The following is an 18,706-nucleotide window of genomic DNA, read 5'->3' on the forward strand; positions in this document are numbered from 1 at the left end:
ACCCGTTACGCTTTTTAGTGCGTATTTAATTAATAAATCCTTAACGTTGCCGATATATCCCTAATCAATTGCCAGGTGATGTGATCAACTTCTGACGCAGGGAGAGAGAATGCAACGACTCATAGCCTTAATGGTGTTTGGCTTAACCGGCTGCTCGGTGGGTCATTATGAGTACAGTAAAGAAGCTGAAAAACGGGTGGATATGACCGTGACCGGCATTCCCACCGTGCTGGGTTTAGGCACGCTCGGTACCACCATCCCACTGACGCCGGAGTACAGCCTGACCGCCGCACATGTGGCAAAGTTTTCGCTTTACCGGGTCAAAGCCTGGCATCCGCAATGCGATCTGGCCGTGGTCTACCACAAAAACAGCGAAATGAACCTGCCACCCAACTTTCGTAACAGCCACATCGGCGATCAGGTCAATCTCTACGGCTACAGTTTTATTTCGGCCATGCCGGTCAGTTCCAGCGGGCAGAACCTGATTAATACCACGCTGGCGAACAGCTGGAACAAATCAGACTGCGTCGTGGTGGCGGCGAATGCGGGGGTGGTTAAAGGGATGTCGGGCGGCGCAGTCTATAACGCCTCTGACGATACGCTGGCGGGCGTGATTATTGGCTACAGCAATAACATCAACGACAATGTCAGCGGTAAGACACTCTATAAGAACGTTGCGCTCTATGTGCCTTACTCGCGATTTCAGACATGGCTGGATCAGGCGATTAAATCCTGATATCTGCTGAACGAACAGATGTAAAAAAGGCCGGAATTTCCGGCCTTAAGCTTGGTGACAAGGTCGGGCCTGATTCGCTGTAAGACCGAGCCTGCACAGGTAACACGGTCAGATCGGAAAGACGCAAAAACTGTCATCCATGACCGCTCGGCCCACGCCATCCATGGCGCGGGACGCTTTCCTCTTCTGACCGTGTTCCCTGTGCCGTGAGTTTATCAGTTGCTGCCAAATTCACTCTGATTCGGCTTTGTCATCACGCTGTCAGGCCTGAAGATCAGGCCTGACAGCGACTCATAACGATTACTTGCTGCCTGGGCGCAGTGCCGGGAACAGAATCACATCGCGGATAGTGTGGCTGTTGGTAAACAGCATCACCATACGGTCAATACCGATACCCAGACCGGCTGTTGGCGGCAGACCGTGCTCCAGTGCGGTGACATAGTCTTCGTCGTAGAACATCGCTTCGTCGTCGCCAGCATCTTTGGCATTCACCTGCTGCAGGAAACGCTCAGCCTGATCTTCCGCATCGTTCAGCTCGGAGAAGCCGTTACCGATTTCACGACCGCCAATGAAGAACTCAAAGCGATCGGTGATTTCCGGGTTCTCGTCGTTACGACGGGCCAGCGGAGAGACTTCAGCCGGATATTCAGTGATGAAGGTCGGCTGAATCAGATGCGCTTCTGCGGTCTCTTCAAAGATTTCGGTTACGACGCGGCCCAGACCCCAGCTTTTCTCAACCTTGATGTGCAGTGATTGAGCAATCGCCACCGCTTTATCAAAGTCTTCCAGATCGGCCAGATCCGTTTCCGGACGGTATTTCTTGATCGCTTCACGCATGGTCAGTTTTTCAAACGGCTTACCGAAATCAAACTCCTGCTCGCCGTAAGGCACCACGGTGCTGCCCAGCACATCCTGCGCCAGCGTACGGAACAGGCTTTCGGTCAGCTCGATCAGATCTTTGTAATCCGCATAAGCCATATAGAGTTCCATCATGGTGAACTCTGGGTTATGACGTGGCGAAATACCTTCGTTGCGGAAGTTACGGTTGATCTCGAACACGCGATCGAATCCGCCCACCACCAGACGCTTCAGATAAAGCTCTGGAGCGATACGCAGATACATGTCGATATCCAGCGCATTGTGATGGGTGATGAACGGACGCGCAGACGCGCCGCCAGGGATCACCTGCATCATCGGGGTTTCCACTTCCATAAAGTCGCGGCCCACCATGAACTGGCGAATACCGGCCATGATCTGCGAACGAATTCTGAAGGTGTTGCGCGATTCCTCGTTGGCGATGAGATCAAGGTAACGCTGACGGTAGCGCGTTTCCTGATCGGCCAGGCCGTGGAACTTGTCCGGCAGCGGACGCAGTGCTTTGGTCAGCAGGCGCAGTTCAGAACAGTGAATCGACAGTTCGCCGGTTTTGGTTTTGAACAGTTTGCCGCGCGCGCCCAGAATATCGCCGAGATCCCACTTTTTGAACTGCTCGTTGTAGATGCCTTCAGCCAGATCGTCACGCGAGACGTAAAGCTGAATCCGGCCACCCACATCCTGCAGGGTCACGAAAGAGGCTTTACCCATGATACGACGGGTCATCATACGTCCGGCAACGCTGACTTCGATGCCGAGATCTTCAAGCTCTTCGTTGCTCTTCTCGCCATAGCTCTCATGCAGCTGGTTTGAGAGACTGTCACGACGAAAATCGTTAGGAAACGCCACGCCATTTGCACGCAGCACGCTCAGCTTTTCGCGACGCGCTTTCAGTTCGTTATTTAACTCAACGGCGGCATCAGCGCTCTGCGGTTGTTGTTCAGACATGTCGGTTCCTTATAACCCTGCTTTTAAACTAGCTTCAATGAATCGATCCAGGTCGCCGTCCAGCACCGCCTGGGTGTTACGCGTCTCTACGCCGGTGCGCAGATCTTTGATGCGTGCATCATCGAGAACGTAAGAACGGATCTGACTTCCCCAGCCGATGTCGGACTTGTTGTCCTCCAGCGCCTGTTTCTCAGCGTTTTTCTTCTGCATCTCAAGCTCGTACAGCTTCGCTTTCATCTGCTTCATCGCCTGATCTTTGTTCTTGTGCTGAGAACGGTCATTCTGACACTGGGTGACGGTACCGGTTGGAATATGGGTAATACGTACCGCAGATTCCGTCCGGTTAACGTGCTGGCCGCCCGCCCCTGACGCACGATAGACGTCAATGCGCAGATCGGCTGGGTTGATGTCGATATCAATATCGTCATCCACTTCCGGATAGATAAAGGCGGAGCTGAAGGAGGTGTGACGACGGCCGCCGGAGTCAAACGGGCTCTTACGCACCAGGCGATGCACGCCCGTTTCGGTGCGCAACCAGCCAAAGGCGTAGTCGCCTGACACGCGAATGGTCACAGATTTAATGCCTGCAACTTCACCTTCAGACTCTTCGATAATTTCGGTTTTGAAGCCTTTGGCTTCAGCCCAACGCAGATACATACGCATCAGCATGCTGGCCCAGTCCTGCGCTTCGGTGCCGCCGGAACCCGCCTGCAAATCGATGTAGCAGTCGGCGCTGTCATACTCGCCAGAGAACATGCGGCGGAATTCCAGCTCGCCCAGCTTGCCCTCAAGGACATCCAGCTCGGCAACCGCTTCGTCGAAAGTCTCTTCGTCTTCCGCTTCTACCGCCAGTTCAAGCAGACCCTGCACATCTTCCAGGCCCTGCGACATCTGATCCAGCGTCTGCACGATCGCTTCCAGCGAGGAGCGCTCTTTGCCCAGCGCCTGAGCACGCTCAGGTTCGTTCCAGACATCGGGCTGTTCCAGCTCGGCGTTTACTTCTTCGAGGCGTTCTTTCTTGGCATCGTAGTCAAAGATACCCCCGAAGAACGTCGCTGCGCTCACTGAGGTCCTGAATACGGTTTTTGACCGGGTTGATTTCAAACATGGCTTTAGCGTCTTTCTTATGTTCGATGGGACAGGAAATTTAACGCACAAGTTTACCCGAAACTGGCGGCAGTTTGTAGCGCTGAGACAGCGGGCTGATGCCGGAGCGGCGTGACGCGTTGCATTTGCTTATCGGGCTGCGACGACAACCGCTCGCACAGCAGGTTAACGCAGGGGAAAAACAGGCTGACGCGCCTCTGCCGTGACCGGAGACGCGCGCGCCTTAGAAAAATCAAAGCGGCCAGATATGGTCAATGATTAGCTGTACCGAGCGGTTACCGCGATACTCATTGATATCCAGCTTATAGGCCAGCTCGACCTGACGAATGCTGCTGTCGGGCCACAGGGTGGTATCGACATTAAAGGCGATACCGTCGATCAGCGGACCGCCGTCCAGCGGTTCGACCATCACTTTCAGATGTCGCTCGCCCACCAGCCGCTGTTGCAGCAGCTTAAATTTGCCGTCAAAGGCGGGTTCCGGGAACGCCTGGCCCCAGGGCCCCGCTTCGCGCAGCATCTCAGCGGTCTGCAGCGAAAACTCCTGCGGCTGCAACGCGCCATCTGACCAGATGATGCCCTGCAGAGATTCGCCATCCAGCCACTCACCGACCAGATCGGCAAAGCGCTGACGAAACTCCTCGTAGCGTGCGGTTTCCAGTGATAAGCCTGCCGCCATGGCATGACCGCCGAACTTCAGCATCAGGCCGGGATTCAACGTATCCAGACGCTCCAGTGCGTCGCGCAGATGCAGACCGGCAATTGAGCGGCCAGAGCCTTTCAGCGTACCGTCGCCCGCCGGAGCAAAGGCAATCACCGGACGATGGAAACGCTCTTTCAGACGGGAGGCGAGGATCCCCACCACCCCCTGATGCCATTCGGGATGATAAAAGGCCAGCCCCAGCGGCAGATCGCGCTGCTCACGCTCCAGCGCCTGACACAGCGCCAGCGCTTCGCTCTGCATGCCCTGCTCTATCTCTTTGCGCGTCTGGTTCAGCGCGTCCAGCTCACTGGCTAACATCCGTGCCTGACTGAGATCCTCAGTCATTAACAGCGCCACGCCCACCGACATATCGTCGAGCCGGCCTGCGGCATTGAGCCGTGGCCCCAGCGCAAAGCCGAGATCGCTGGCCGCCATCTGACGCGCATCGCGATTAGCAATCTCCAGCAGCGCCCGGATGCCTGGCCGGCATTTTCCGGCCCGAATGCGGCTGAGTCCCTGCCACACCAGAATGCGGTTGTTGACGTCGAGCGGCACCACGTCGGCAACCGTGCCGAGCGCCACCAGATCCAGCATCTCCGCCAGATTGGGTTCGGTGCGAGTGGCACCAAACCAGCCCTGGGTGCGCAGATGGGCGCGCAGCGCCAGCATCAGATAGAACGCAACGCCCACGCCCGCCAGTGCACGTGAGGGAAAGTTGCAGTCCGGCAGATTGGGATTAACGATCGCCTCAGCGGCTGGTAAGGTCTCGCCCGGCAGGTGGTGGTCGGTAATCAGCACCGGAATCCCGTGCTGATGGGCACATTCAACGCCAGCGTGGGAGGAGATGCCATTGTCGACGGTCAGGATCATCGCCGCGCCGCGCGCCCGCGCCTGCTCAACCACTTCAGGGCTGAGGCCATAACCATCTTCAAAGCGGTTAGGCACCAGATACTGCACGTTGCCGCCGCCCATGCTGCGCAGCGCCATGACCGTCAGCGCGGTACTGGTCGCGCCATCGGCATCAAAGTCGCCCACCACCATAATGCGACGCCCATCCAGCAGCGCCTGATGCAGCAGTTCCACTGCGCTCTCAATCCCGCTTAAGGACTGGTACGGCAGCAGGTTTTTCGCCCCGCGCTCCAGCTCTGCCGCGTCGCGCACGCCGCGTTGCAGATAGAGTCGTTTCAGCAGCGGCGGCAGCGTCGCCGGAAGCGCATCGTCAACCGTCACCTCACGGCGACGGAGTTCCACATCCTGTTTTACCACCGATTAACCACCACGCTTCTGATTGTCCAGCACCTGCTTCAGCTCCTGCGGCGACTGATAACCTGGGATCATCATGCCGCTGTCAGTCAGCATCGCGGGCGTGCCCTGAATGCCGAACAGCACGCCAAGTTTATAGTGCTGGGCGATATCGATTTTGCAGCTGTCTGGTGCGGCCATTTTCGGCGCATTGCCTTTCATCGCCTCATCAAACGCTTTATTGCGGTCAGCGCTGCACCAGATCGCTTTCATCGCTGGTTCAATCTGACCGTTCAGCCCTTCACGCGGAAACGCCAGGTAACGCACGGTAATGCCCAGCGCATTGTAGTCCGCCATCTGCTCGTGCAGCTTGTGACAGTAGCCACAGGTGATGTCGGTGAAGACCGTGATCACGTGCTGCTCTTTAGGCGCTTTGTAGACGATCATCTCCGGCACCAGCGCCTCGACTTTTTTGTCCAGCAGCTGGTTGGTGACGTTGACCGGCTGTTTGCCGCTGACGTCATAGAGCGGACCCTGGATCATATGTTTCCCGTCGTCGGTCACGTAGAGCACGCCGCTTTCTGACAGCACGGTTTTAAAACCCGGCAGCGGTGACGGGCTGATCTCCGTCTGGTTCAGACCGAGCTTTTTAAGTGATTGCTGAATGGCGCTGTCATCGGCCTGTGCGAGACCGGAAAAGGCGCTGGCTAAAAGAGCCAGCATGGCAAAATGCTTGTTCATTTTTGTCCTTATCGCCGCGGTTCAGGCCCGCGGATGGTGTTGTTGATGCAACTGACGCAGGCGCTCAGTGGCGACGTGCGTATAAATTTGGGTGGTGGAGAGATCGCTGTGTCCCAGCAGCATCTGTACGACACGCAGATCGGCACCGTGGTTCAGCAGATGGGTCGCAAAGGCATGGCGCATCACATGCGGTGATAACTTTTCGCTGTCAATCCCCGCCAGCGTGGCGTAATGCTTGATGCGATGCCAGAAGGTCTGGCGCGTCATCTGCTGCGCCCGATTACTGGGAAACATCACGTCCAGCGTCTGACCGTTGAGCAGCCACGGACGACCATGTTCCATATATTGCTCCAGCCAGTAAACCGCTTCTTCACCTAAAGGCACCAGCCGCTCTTTATCCCCTTTACCGATAACCCGGACAACGCCCTGGCGCAGGCTGATGTCGCTGAGCGTCAGGCCAATCAGTTCGGAGACGCGCAGGCCCGTGGCGTAGAGCAGCTCCAGCATCGCTTTGTCGCGCAGCTCCAGCGGGATATCGATATTCGGCGCCTGCAACAGTCGCTCGACCTGCGCCTCACTGAGATCTTTCGGTAAACGCTGCGGCAGTTTTGGTGCTGACAGCAGCGCGCTGGGATCGTCCGGGCGCAGCTTTTCGCGGTAAAGATACTGGAACAGGCGACGCATGGCGCTGAGCAGCCGCGCTGAGCTGGTCGCCTTGTAGCCTCCCTCCAGCCGTTCAGCCAGAAACTGCTGCAGATCCAGCGGCGCCACGCTAAGCAGCGTCAGCTGATGATGCGCCAGCCATCCGGTCAGCGTCTGGAGGTCCTGGCGATAAGAGGAGAGAGTGTTCTGCGCCAGATTGCGTTCAATCCAGAGCGCATCAAGAAACTGTTCTGTCAGATCGCTGTCCTGCACGTTATCTCCGCCGTCTGGTGTAAAATCATGCTCATTATGCCTGATTCAGCAGCGCTTCTGGTACAATTGCGCCAAAGTCAGTATTTACAGAGTGTTATCTGCATGAAAATCGGTCTTTTTTACGGTTCCAGTACCTGTTACACCGAAATCGTAGCGGAGAAAATTCGCGATTTTATTGGCGAAGAGTTAGTGACGCTGCATAACGTGAAAGATGACGACCCACGCCTGATGGAGCAGTACGACTTGCTGATCATGGGCATCCCGACCTGGGATTTCGGTGAGTTGCAGGAGGACTGGGAGGCGATATGGCCGCAGTTGCCCGCGCTGAATCTGCAAAACAAGATTGTCGCACTGTATGGCATGGGCGATCAGATTGGCTATGGCGAGTGGTTTTTAGATGCGCTCGGCATGCTGCACGATTTGTTGCAGCCGATGGGAGTACGTTTTGTTGGCTACTGGCCGCTTGAAGGCTATGAGTTCACCAGCCCGAAACCGCTGAGTGCCGATGGCTCACAGTTTGTGGGTCTGGCGCTTGATGATGTGAATCAGTTTGAGGTCACCGATGAGCGCGTTGAGCAGTGGTGCGAGCAGGTGTTAACCGAAACCGCCGGACTGCTCTGACGGCCCTTCTGCCGGTGTCGAACCGTAGCCTGAACAGGTGAGCGGCTTTAATCGCTCTTGCCTGTCATTATTGAACCGCAGTGCAGGCAGATGAACGGCTTCAGACGCTCTTGCCTGCACTGCTGCCATTAATGCCGCGCCGGGCTGAAGCAGCAGGCGCGTAACGCCCGCCATTCGCCAGGCTGCATATTGTCCTGCATCAGCCACCAGCGCAGCGTGGCACCCTGTTCGCTCTTCGCCACCAGCAGCACGCCAACGGGTAACCAGCGTAGTGGCTGAGTTGGCCGCCAGCGTTTTCCCTGCCAGATCCAGCAATGGACGCTTTCCCGCTGTAACGTACCGTGCCGTTGAATCAATCGCCAAACGCTGCGCCAGCCCTCAGCCAGCAACAGCAGAATAATCGGCGCTTTAACCAGCCAGCCGCCTGCAGGCAGCGTCATCAGCACCACGCCAGTCACGGCTGCTATCAGCCAGGCGCAGACTAACCCGCACGCCAGACGAGAGGGCCGCAGCTTACATTGCCACCGGGCCGCGAGCATGGTTACGCTGCTGGATCAGGTTCACCATCCGCTTAAGCTCCGGATCCTTTGGCTCACCGTGATTCATCAGCCAGTTAAACAGATCGGGATCGTCACTCTTTAGCAAATCCACAAAGACCTGCTTATCGGTGTCGCTCAGCGTCTCATACTCAAATTTGAAGAACGGCATAATAGCCACATCCAGTTCCAGCATGCCGCGACGGCAGGCCCACTGAATGCGTGATTTATCATTAATATCCATGCATCAATTTCCACAATCCACAACGTGGCGCCTAGTGTAACCTGGTTTAATGCGGCTCGCAGGCGCAGCGTCGCATGCTGTGCAACCTGCCACATTTCAGGCTGGATCTTTTCAGGGTTATCACGCCTTTTGTGCGCCGTTTTCCGTAAACAGGTTGCATTGCCAGTCGGCTCTTTTAACATTGAAGATATTATTCCGGATGAACCTTCTTATACAGGATATCTCCATGCCCACATTTACTTTACCGCCGCGCCAGCCTGCCGCGTCGTCTCGTCTGCCGTTAACCCTGATGTCACTGGATAGCTGGGCGCTGGTTTCCATTACTGGTGCCGACAGCACCTCTTACCTGCAGGGTCAGTTAACGCTGGATGTCGCCGCGCTGGATGCCGACCACCATTCGCTCGCCGCACACTGCGATGCTAAAGGCAAAATGTGGAGCAATATGCGCCTGTTCCATCGCGGTGAAGGCTATGCTTATCTGATCCGTCGTGAGCTGCGCGACACCCAGTTGCCCGAGTTAAAGAAATACGCCGTGTTTTCGAAAGTGTCGATGGTGGCTGATGATGAGTCAGTATTGCTGGGCGTGGCCGGTTTTCAGGCGCGCGCCGCGCTGGCAAATCTGTTTGATAGCCTGCCCGACAGCGAAAAACCGGTGGTGCAGCAGGGAGAAACCACGCTGCTGTGGTTTGCCCATCCGGCCGAACGTTTTCTGATTGTCACTTCGCTGGCCCAGGCAGAAGCGCTGAAGCAGAAGCTCAATGACGATGCACAGTTTAATGACAGTCAGCAGTGGCTGGCGCTGGATATTGAAGCGGGCATTCCGGTGATTGATCCCGCCACCAGCGTGCAGTTTATTCCGCAGGCCACCAACCTGCAGGCGCTGGATGCTATCAGTTTTAAAAAAGGGTGTTATGCCGGTCAGGAGATGGTGGCACGGGCGAAATATCGCGGCGCCAATAAACGCGCGCTCTACTGGCTGGCGGGTCAGGCAAGTCATCTGCCCGAAGCCAATGCCCCGCTGGAGTTGCAGATGGGTGAACGCTGGCGTCGAACCGGCAGCGTGCTGGCTGCGGTGCAGTTAGATGACGGGATTAGCTGGATTCAGGTCGTGATGAATAACGATCTGGAGCCGGACAGCGTGCTGCGGGTGGAAGGCGATGAAGGCGGACATCTGACCATTCAGCCACTGCCCTACTCGCTGGATGAAAGCTGATTGAGCGTATGGCCCTTCCGCTAAGGGAAGGGCCAGTGCCACAATTCAGAGCAGGCTCAATTTAGCGCACATAAAAGTAGATAGCGCAGAAGTGGCAGAGACTCCCACCCAGCACGAACAGATGCCAGATGGCGTGGTTAAACGGAATACGGCGCGCCACATAGAAAATCACCCCCAGCGAATAGATAATCCCGCCTGCGGCAAGCAGCCAGATGCAGCCCGGCGGCAGGATCATCGCCAGCTGATAAACCACAATCAGCGACAGCCACCCCATACAGAGATAAGTCACCAGCGACAGCGCTTTAAAGCGATGCGCAATCGTGAGCTTGAACAGGATACCGGCCAGCGCCAGCCCCCAGATCACCGCCATCAGTCCATACGCCAGCGGCGTCCTCAGCGCGACCAGCAGAAACGGCGTATAGGTGCCGGCAATCAGCAGATAGATGGCGCAATGATCGAACTTTTTCAGCCAGGGTCTGGCCGGGCCAGCCGGAATAGCGTGATAGAGCGTCGAGGCCAGAAACAGCAGGATCATGCTGCCACCATAGAGGCTGTAACTGATAAAAGTGATGGTGTCGGCCTGCCTCTCCGTTGCCTGATTGAGCATCAGTATCAGTCCGACGATGCCGAACAGGCAGCCAAGACCGTGACTGATACTGTTGGCAATTTCCTCGACAAACGAATAGCCCGCAGCGTGTTGATGTTTGTGAGAGAGTGTGGGAGTCATAACAGATTCCTGATCAGCTCCATAGCAGTGATATCGTTATCCAGCGTAGCCAACAATTTTTTCAGTGTACACTTGTACGCTAAAATTATCCTGGTGAAATTCACTATCCCTTAAACCGGGTGATGAATCTGGTAAACTGGCCGCCAGTCAACTGTTCAATGAGTCATTCATGTTTTCGCATAGCGATCTCGCCCGCCTTAACGATCTGGAAATGCAGGTCTATCAGTTCATCATTAAGCACCGCGAAGGCGTCAGCTACATGACGATCCGCGAGCTGGCTGAGCAGGCTGGTGTCTCCACCACCACCGTGCTGCGTTTCTGTCGCAAGATGGGCTGTGAAGGCTGGTCGGAATTCCGCATCCGCCTGCGTTTAAACGAACAGCAGAGTGCGCCAATGCTCAACACGGCGGGCGTCAGTGAAATGCTGAGCTTTTTTAAGAGCATCAATAATCCGGAGTTTGAACAGCTCATCGCTGAGGCCGCGCAGAAGATTAATCAGGCTGAGCGGGTCTTCTTTATTGGCGTCGGCACCTCCGGCAGCCTGGCAAAATATGGCGCACGCTTTTTCTCTAACCTCGGTAAATTCAGCCACGCGATTGACGATCCCTATTATCCGGTCAGTCCCGATCTCTATGAAAACGCCATTGCCATTATTTTATCGGTCTCCGGCGAAACGGAAGAGATCCTGCGCATTGCCAGCCAGTTCAGCCTGAATAAGTGCAAAATCATTGCGATAACCAACACGGAAAGCTGCTCGCTGGCGAAGATCGGTGATTTCAACCTCTGCTACCATGTGCCCATCATCCGTATGGCGGACAATTCCGACATTACGACTCAGGTGCCAGTGACCTATATTATTGAAGCAATCGGCCGCCAGCTGGGGAAATAAAACAGCCTGTTTTTTGGATGTAACAAACGTAATTATTGCCGCGCTGTTATATCGTGACTTTCATTATTGCCTTGCTACACTCAGCTCAATTTCAATATCCGTAATGGGGTGAAGCATGAGTGCAGAATTGCAGTTACCAAAAGGCTTTCTTTGGGGCGGAGCGGTGGCAGCGCATCAGGTTGAAGGCGGCTGGGATCAGGGCGGCAAAGGCGTCAGCATTGCTGACGTGATGACTGGCGGTTCACACGGCGTTGACCGGGTGATCACCGACGGCGTGCAGCCGGGTCATTTCTACCCGAACCACAAGGGTGTGGAGTTTTACTCCCACTACAAACAGGATGTCGCGCTGTTTGCCGAGATGGGCTTCAAATGTTTCCGAACCTCGATTGCCTGGACCCGTATCTTCCCTAACGGTGACGAGCAACAGCCCAACGAAGCGGGCCTGCAATTCTATGACGACCTGTTTGATGAACTGCTGAAGTATGGCATTGAACCGGTCATCACCCTTTCGCACTTCGAAATGCCTTATCACCTGGTCAAAGAGTATGGCGGCTGGCACAACCGCAAAGTGGTCGACTTCTTTGTGCGCTTCAGCGAAGTGGTGCTGAACCGTTATAAAAGCAAAGTGAAATACTGGATGACCTTCAATGAGATCAACAACCAGCGTAACTGGCAGTATCCGCTGTTTGGTTACTGCTGTTCAGGCGTGATCTTTACCGAACATGAGAAACCTGAACAGGCGATGTATCAGGTGATGCACCACCAGTTTGTTGCCAGTGCAAAAGTGGTGAAACTCGGCCACGACATCAATCCTGACTTTCAGATTGGCTGCATGATCGCCATGGTGCCGGTCTATCCCTTCTCCTGCCACCCGGACGATGTGGTGCTGGCGCAGGAATCGATGCATCAGCGCTATGTGTTCAGTGACGTGCAGATGCGCGGCTACTATCCGGCCTACACCCTGAAAGAGTGGGCGCGCAAGGGTTACGACATTCAGATGGAAGCGGATGATGCCGAGACGCTGCGCCAGGGCTGTGCAGACTATGTGGGTTTCAGCTACTACATGAGCAACGCAGTGAAGACCGATGCCAGCGGCGTTGACGATCCGATCACCGGCTTTGAAGGTGTGGTGAAAAACCCGCATGTGAAAGCGTCAGACTGGGGCTGGCAGATCGATCCGGTTGGCCTGCGCTATGCGATGAACGAGCTGTATGAGCGTTACCAGAAGCCGCTGTTTATTGTTGAAAACGGCTTTGGTGCTATCGATAAGCCAAACGCCAATGGCGTGATTGAAGATGATTACCGCATCGACTATCTGCGTGCGCATATCGAAGAGATGAAGAAAGCTGTGGCGTACGATGGTGTTGAATTAATGGGCTATACGCCGTGGGGCTGCCTCGATTGCGTCTCGTTTACCACCGGCCAGTACGATAAACGTTACGGTTTTATTCATGTGAATAAAAACGATGATGGCAGCGGCGATTTTTCTCGTGGGAAGAAGAAGAGTTTCAGCTGGTATCAGCAGGTTATCGCCAGTAACGGCGAAAACCTTTAAGTCATCACGCCGCATCAGTGGTGAAGTGAGTTAACGCCCACCGGCAGCGTCAATGATGCTGCCGGTGACATAAGAGGCCGCGTCGCTGGCCAGCCAGACGATCGCTTCCGCCACCTCTTCTGCTTCACCGCCGCGTCCCATCGGGATCACGCTGGCAAGCCTGTCTACTCTGCCTGGCTCTCCGCCATCGGCATGCATCTCTGTATAGATAAATCCCGGACGCACGCCGTTGACCCGAATCCCCTGCTGCGCCACTTCCAGCGACAATCCTCTGGTCAGCGTGTCCATCGCCCCTTTTGAAGCGGCGTAATCGACATATTCGCCAGGCGCACCGGTACGCGACGCTGCTGATGAGACGTTGACGATGGAGCCGCCCTGACCGCCGTGATGTGTGCCCATCCGCTTAACCGCCTCACGACAGCAGAGAAAAGACCCAATCACGTTGGTGGCAAAGACCTTGTGCAGGCGTGCCGCATCCAGCTGCTCGGTGCGACACTGCTGAAACAAAATCCCGGCGTTGTTCACCAGCAACGTCAGCGGTTCGGACTGCTGATCGAGCTGCGCAAACATCGCCATCACCTGGGCTTCATCACTGATATCCGCCTGAACAGCAAAGGCTTCACCGCCCTGCTGCCGGATCTGCGCCACCACCTGTTGAGCTTCCGCTTCGCGCTGACGGTAGTTCACCGCAACCCGATAACCCCGGGCGGCCAGTAACAGCGCTGTGGCCCGCCCGATACCGCGGCTGCCACCCGTAACCAGTGCCAGTTTCATGCTGATTCTCCAGTACAAAGGGCCGACGAATCGGCCCTTTATGATTAACGTTTGCCTGCGGGAAAATTACTGATAGTCGCTCATCGGCACGCAGGAGCAGAAGAGATTACGGTCGCCAAACACATCATCCAGACGTTTTACCGTCGGCCAGTATTTGTTGTGGCTGCCCGCCGGGAAGACTGCAAGTTCGCGGCTATAAGGATGTGACCACTCACTGACGATTTCCAGCTGAGTATGCGGCGCATTAACCAGTGGATTGTCATCCAGCGGCCATTCACCTGACGTCACCCGATCAATCTCCATGCGGATCGCCAGCATCGCGTCGATAAAGCGATCCAGTTCGATTTTGCTCTCCGATTCGGTCGGCTCCACCATCAGGGTGCCCGCCACCGGGAAGGACATCGTTGGTGCGTGGAATCCGTAATCGATCAGGCGCTTAGCAATATCCAGCTCACTGATGCCGGTCTGCTCTTTCAGCGGACGGATGTCGAGAATACATTCGTGCGCCACACGACCGTCACGGCCGGTGTAGAGCACCGGATAGGCAGACTGCAGCCGGCGGGCAATGTAGTTGGCATTCAGAATCGCGACCGAGCTGGCCTGTTTCAGCCCTTCCGCGCCCATCATGCGAATGTACATCCAGCTGATTGGCAGAATGGATGCACTGCCAAACGGCGCTGCGGATACGGCGCCCTGCTGCGTCAGCACACCGTCAATCTGCACCACGCTGTGTCCCGGCACAAACGGGGCCAGGTGCGCTTTGACGCCAATCGGTCCCATACCCGGACCGCCGCCGCCGTGCGGAATGCAGAAGGTTTTATGCAGATTCAGGTGCGAGACATCCGCGCCGATATAGCCAGGCGTGGTGATGCCGACCTGCGCATTCATGTTCGCGCCATCCAGATAGACCTGACCGCCATACTGATGCACGATCTGGCACACTTCGCGGATGGTCTCTTCATAAACGCCATGAGTTGACGGGTAAGTCACCATGATGCAGGAGAGCCTGTCGCCCGCCTGAGCCGCTTTCTCGCGCAGATCGCCAAGGTCGATGTTGCCCTGTTTATCGCAGGCCACTACTACCACGTCCATGCCCGCCATCTGGGCTGAGGCCGGGTTAGTACCGTGCGCCGAGCTCGGGATCAGGCAGAGATGACGATCGCCCTCGCCACGGCTTTCGTGATAGCGGCGGATCGCCAGCAGTCCGGCATATTCACCCTGCGCGCCGGAGTTTGGCTGCATACAGAGTGCATCATAGCCGGTGAGCTGCACCAGCCACTGCGAAAGCTGGCCAATCATCTGCAGATAGCCGGAAGCCTGTTCAGCCGGGCAGAATGGATGCAGCTCCGCAAATTCCGGCCAGGTGATCGGGATCATTTCTGCCGCGGCATTGAGCTTCATGGTGCAGGAGCCCAGCGGGATCATCGCCTGATTCAGCGCCAGATCCTTTTTCTCCAGGCTGTGCATGTAGCGCATCATCTCGGTTTCGCTGTGATGACGGTTGAACACCGGATGGGTCAGGATCTCGCTGTGGCGTTGCAGGCCAGCAGGAATTGCATGGCTTTCGCTGGCCACTTCGCTGTCGAGCTTTTCCAGGTCCTGGCCGTGTTCATCACCCAGCAGAATGGCGAACAACGCCAGAATATCTTCGCGGCAGGTGGTTTCATCCAGCGTGATACCCACGGCATTATGGATGTCGCTACGCAGGTTAACGCCAAAGCTCAGGGCGCGGTTCAGCACGGCGGCTTTATCCGCCACTTCCACCGTCAGCGTATCGAACCAGTGCTGATGGCGCAGCTTCAGGCCGCCCTGTTGCAGTCCCGCCGCCAGAATGTTGGTGAAGCGATGAATGCGTGAGGCAATGCGCTTCAGGCCCGCCGGGCCGTGGAATACCGCATAGAGACCGGCGATGTTTGCCAGCAGCACCTGCGACGTACAGATGTTGGAGTTGGCCTTTTCACGCCGGATATGTTGTTCACGGGTCTGCATCGCCATACGCAGCGCTGTGTTGCCCGCCGCATCACGTGAAACACCAATGATACGGCCTGGCATAGAGCGTTTATGCTCGTCGCGGCTGGCGAAGAATGCCGCGTGAGGGCCGCCGTAGCCCATTGGCACGCCGAAGCGCTGAGCTGAACCAAAGACAATGTCTGCACCCTGTTTGCCTGGCGCTTCCAGTAACACCAGCGACATAAAGTCCGCCGCCACGCTGACCACCACTTTGCGGGCTTTCAGTCCGGCAATCAGCGCGCTGTAATCGTGCGCTTCGCCGGTGGTGCCCACCTGTTGCAGCAGCACACCAAACAGGTCGTCATGATCGGGTGCTTTGTCCGCGCTATCAATAATCAGTTCGAAACCGAACGTCTCCGCACGGGTGCGGACCACATCCAGCGTCTGCGGATGGATATCATCGGCAATGAAGAATTTATTGGCATTTTTGAGTTTACTGACGCGTTTTGCCATCGCCATCGCTTCAGCGGCAGCAGTTGCTTCGTCCAGCAGTGAGGCGGACGCGATATCCATGCCGGTAAGATCCAGCGTCAGCTGCTGGAAGTTCAACAGCGCTTCCAGACGGCCCTGGGAGACCTCAGGCTGATACGGGGTATAGGCGGTGTACCAGCCCGGATTCTCCAGCATATTACGCAGGATGACCGGCGGGGTGATCACCGCGCTGTATCCCATACCGATCCAGGATTTGTAACGCAGATTCTGGCTGGCAATCGCTTTCAGTTCGGCCAGAGCCTGCTGTTCAGTGGCGGCTTCGCCAACCGCTGGCGGGCCAGGCAGCTGAATGTCTGCCGGCACAATCGTGCTGATTAACGCTTCCAGCGAACGGGCACCAATAGCGTCAAGCATCTGCGCCTGCTGCTCAGGTGAAGGACCGATATGGCGCTCAATGAATGCACCGTTGTGTTCAAGCTGGCTGAGAGTCTGAGTCATTAGCAGTAAATCCTGAATCGGGCTGGGGGAACCGGAGAGCAAACATAAATCTGCGGCCTCTTTGTGAGGCCGCCTGACGACTACTCGTCGATGGAGGCTTTGTAAGCATCCGCATCCAGCAGCGTGTCGATTTCAGACGCGTTGCTGGCTTTGATTTTGAATAACCAGCCGCCTTCATAAGGCTCGCTGTTGACCTGCTCCGGTGAGTCAGTCAGTGCTTCGTTGACCGCCACAATCTCACCGCTGATCGGCGCATAGATATCTGAAGCCGCTTTAACGGATTCCGCGACCGCGCACTCTTCACCGGCGGCAAACGTCGCGCCCACTTCCGGCAGATCGACAAACACCATGTCGCCCAGTAACTCCTGCGCGTGTTCAGTGATACCCACGGTGTAGCTGCCATCTTCTTCTTTGCGCACCCACTCGTGGCTGTCGCGGTACTTCAACGTATTCGGCACATTGCTCATTGGCCATTTCTCCTGAATAAAATTTACTGAGCGACCGGTTTACCGGCGCGGACAAAAACGGGACGGGTAACCTGGACCGGCATCTGGCGGTTACGGATCTCAACGATGGCGGTGCTGCCGACTGAGGCCGGTACGCGCGCCAGGGCGATGCTGCAACCCAGCGTCGGAGAGAAAGAGCCACTGGTGATGATCCCCTCCTGCGGCTGCCCCTGGTCATCGGTGAAACGCACCGGCAAGCCGTTACGCAGCACCCCTTTTTCTGTGAGGATGAGTCCTACCAGCTTTTCGGTACCGCGTTCACGCTGCAGTTCCAGCGCTTCCCGGCCGATGAAATCGCGGTCAGCAGGTTCCCAGCAGACCGTCCAGCCCATGTTGGCAGCCAGCGGTGAAACGCCTTCATCCATCTCCTGACCATACAGATTCATACCCGCTTCCAGACGCAGAGTGTCACGTGCGCCCAGTCCGGCAGGTTTTACGCCAGCGGCCAGCAGACGCTGCCAGAAATCGGCCGCCTCCTCTGCGGGCATAGCAATCTCATATCCCGCTTCGCCGGTATAGCCGGTGGTGGCGATAAACAGGTCGCCTGACTGCACGCCGAAAAATGGCTTCATGCCGGCAACAGCCTGACGCTGCTCCTCGCTGAACAGCGTCTGAGCCTTCTGCTGCACCTGCGGACCCTGCACGGCAATCAGCGCCAGGTCGTCGCGCTCCGTCAGCGTAATGCCATAGCCCTGCGCGTGTTGCGTGATCCAGGCGAGATCGTTTTCACGGGTGGCAGAGTTCACCACCAGCCGGAAGAACTCTTCGCTCATAAAGTAAACAATCAAATCGTCAATGACGCCACCCGAGGCATTCAGCATCCCGGTGTAGAGCGCTTTGCCTGGCTGGGTCAGTTTTGCCACATCATTTGCCAGCAGGTAGCGCAGGAATTCACGGGTACGCGGGCCTGTCAGGTCGACGATGGTCATGTGAGAGACATCAAACATACCGGCGTCGGTGCGCACCACATGATGTTCATCCATCTGGGAGCCATAGTGCAGCGGCATCATCCAGCCATGAAAATCCACCATGCGGGCACCGCAGGCCTGATGCTGTTCAAACAGAGGTGTTTGCTGAGTCATAACCATCCTGTGCAGAAGCGAGTAAGTGCAAAAGTGCGCCGGAATTCAGTGCCGACGCAAACGTTCTCTTATGGCTGACGTTACCACCGAATCTGACGATTAACCATAAGCAAACCGGGGTCGAAAGCAGAGGCACAGCCTAACCAGGAACGGCTGCCAACAGGATATAAAACTGCAATTTTGTGATTAATCGCGCAATAAATGCAGGGATTTTAAATATACGCAGCAAATTTATGCGGGATGGCGTTCAGGATGTTAAAAAAATCCCGCGCCCAGCGGACAGAAGAATGAGAAAAAGTAATGCAAATTAGCCCGCAAAATTAGAATAAATCAAACGAAGACCTGTGCTGGTGCAGC

17 protein-coding genes are annotated in these 18,706 nt (G+C 56.1%); 5 read left to right on the forward strand and 12 right to left on the reverse strand.

The features are described 5' to 3' along the window. Positions 1-109 precede the first annotated feature (109 nt). On the forward strand, positions 110-736 hold the full coding sequence (locus ACMGGP_RS14295) for a serine protease (protein ID WP_029519406.1): 627 nt from the start codon (positions 110-112) through the stop codon (positions 734-736). 300 nt (positions 737-1,036) lie between these two features. Here ACMGGP_RS14295 and lysS read toward each other — a convergent pair whose 3' ends face one another. The 5 genes from lysS to xerD form a co-directional block, all read right to left on the reverse strand. Next, on the reverse strand, positions 1,037-2,557 hold the full coding sequence (lysS, locus tag ACMGGP_RS14300; protein WP_010248682.1) for a lysine--tRNA ligase: 1,521 nt from the start codon (positions 2,555-2,557) through the stop codon (positions 1,037-1,039). 9 nt (positions 2,558-2,566) lie between these two features. Further along, positions 2,567-3,665, reverse strand: a protein-coding gene (gene prfB / locus ACMGGP_RS14305) for a peptide chain release factor 2 (protein WP_099257461.1) whose coding sequence is annotated in 2 segments (ribosomal slippage) — positions 2,567-3,589 and positions 3,591-3,665 — 1,098 coding nt in all. Because the reading frame shifts where the segments join, the coding sequence is not laid out codon by codon here. Between the two features lie 231 nt (positions 3,666-3,896). Further along, complete coding sequence (gene recJ, locus ACMGGP_RS14310) at positions 3,897-5,630, reverse strand: single-stranded-DNA-specific exonuclease RecJ (RefSeq protein ID WP_033769918.1); 1,734 nt, start codon at positions 5,628-5,630, stop codon at positions 3,897-3,899. 3 nt (positions 5,631-5,633) lie between these two features. Then, entirely contained in the window at positions 5,634-6,347 is a 714-nt protein-coding gene (gene dsbC, locus ACMGGP_RS14315; RefSeq protein WP_010671049.1) for a bifunctional protein-disulfide isomerase/oxidoreductase DsbC, read from the reverse strand. Between the two features lie 21 nt (positions 6,348-6,368). Continuing rightward, positions 6,369-7,262: a site-specific tyrosine recombinase XerD gene (gene xerD, locus ACMGGP_RS14320; protein WP_010248689.1), complete on the reverse strand. Its 894-nt coding sequence runs from the start codon at positions 7,260-7,262 to the stop codon at positions 6,369-6,371. A gap of 102 nt (positions 7,263-7,364) precedes the next feature. Here xerD and fldB point away from each other — a divergent pair, with 102 nt between their 5' ends. Beyond that, entirely contained in the window at positions 7,365-7,883 is a 519-nt protein-coding gene (gene fldB, locus ACMGGP_RS14325) for a flavodoxin FldB (protein ID WP_010248777.1), read from the forward strand. A 128-nt stretch (positions 7,884-8,011) separates the two neighbouring features. On the opposite strand, the gene ACMGGP_RS14330 is transcribed toward fldB, so the two are convergent. Both ACMGGP_RS14330 and sdhE read right to left on the reverse strand, forming a co-directional pair. Then, positions 8,012-8,422 (reverse strand): protein YgfX, encoded by a 411-nt coding sequence (locus tag ACMGGP_RS14330; protein ID WP_010671050.1) that lies wholly within the window; start codon positions 8,420-8,422, stop codon positions 8,012-8,014. Beyond that, entirely contained in the window at positions 8,397-8,663 is a 267-nt protein-coding gene (gene sdhE, locus ACMGGP_RS14335) for an FAD assembly factor SdhE (protein ID WP_010248781.1), read from the reverse strand. Before sdhE ends, ACMGGP_RS14330 begins: the two co-directional genes overlap by 26 nt. 226 nt (positions 8,664-8,889) lie before the next feature. Between sdhE and ygfZ the strand changes: the two genes are divergently transcribed. After that, on the forward strand, positions 8,890-9,876 hold the full coding sequence (gene ygfZ / locus ACMGGP_RS14340; RefSeq protein WP_010248786.1) for a tRNA-modifying protein YgfZ: 987 nt from the start codon (positions 8,890-8,892) through the stop codon (positions 9,874-9,876). Positions 9,877-9,937: 61 nt separating this feature from the next. Here ygfZ and trhA read toward each other — a convergent pair whose 3' ends face one another. After that, positions 9,938-10,603 (reverse strand): PAQR family membrane homeostasis protein TrhA, encoded by a 666-nt coding sequence (gene trhA, locus ACMGGP_RS14345; protein WP_132499420.1) that lies wholly within the window; start codon positions 10,601-10,603, stop codon positions 9,938-9,940. Between the two features lie 169 nt (positions 10,604-10,772). Between trhA and ACMGGP_RS14350 the strand changes: the two genes are divergently transcribed. Both ACMGGP_RS14350 and ACMGGP_RS14355 read left to right on the forward strand, forming a co-directional pair. Continuing rightward, complete coding sequence (locus ACMGGP_RS14350) at positions 10,773-11,492, forward strand: MurR/RpiR family transcriptional regulator (RefSeq protein WP_010248792.1); 720 nt, start codon at positions 10,773-10,775, stop codon at positions 11,490-11,492. Positions 11,493-11,607: 115 nt separating this feature from the next. Continuing rightward, entirely contained in the window at positions 11,608-13,047 is a 1,440-nt protein-coding gene (locus tag ACMGGP_RS14355) for a 6-phospho-beta-glucosidase (RefSeq protein WP_029519408.1), read from the forward strand. 30 nt (positions 13,048-13,077) lie between these two features. On the opposite strand, the gene ACMGGP_RS14360 is transcribed toward ACMGGP_RS14355, so the two are convergent. From ACMGGP_RS14360 to gcvT, 4 genes are all read right to left on the reverse strand, one after another. Further along, on the reverse strand, positions 13,078-13,821 hold the full coding sequence (locus ACMGGP_RS14360) for an SDR family oxidoreductase (protein WP_256844501.1): 744 nt from the start codon (positions 13,819-13,821) through the stop codon (positions 13,078-13,080). A gap of 66 nt (positions 13,822-13,887) precedes the next feature. Continuing rightward, positions 13,888-16,761: an aminomethyl-transferring glycine dehydrogenase gene (gene gcvP, locus ACMGGP_RS14365; RefSeq protein WP_158149016.1), complete on the reverse strand. Its 2,874-nt coding sequence runs from the start codon at positions 16,759-16,761 to the stop codon at positions 13,888-13,890. Positions 16,762-16,841: 80 nt separating this feature from the next. Next, on the reverse strand, positions 16,842-17,228 hold the full coding sequence (gcvH, locus tag ACMGGP_RS14370) for a glycine cleavage system protein GcvH (protein WP_061703079.1): 387 nt from the start codon (positions 17,226-17,228) through the stop codon (positions 16,842-16,844). Positions 17,229-17,251: 23 nt separating this feature from the next. Beyond that, positions 17,252-18,349 (reverse strand): glycine cleavage system aminomethyltransferase GcvT, encoded by a 1,098-nt coding sequence (gene gcvT, locus ACMGGP_RS14375; RefSeq protein WP_498798582.1) that lies wholly within the window; start codon positions 18,347-18,349, stop codon positions 17,252-17,254. Positions 18,350-18,706 lie beyond the last annotated feature (357 nt).

This window comes from Curtobacterium sp. BNK-1 (assembly GCF_048685235.1).
Classification (GTDB): domain Bacteria; phylum Pseudomonadota; class Gammaproteobacteria; order Enterobacterales; family Enterobacteriaceae; genus Pantoea; species Pantoea agglomerans.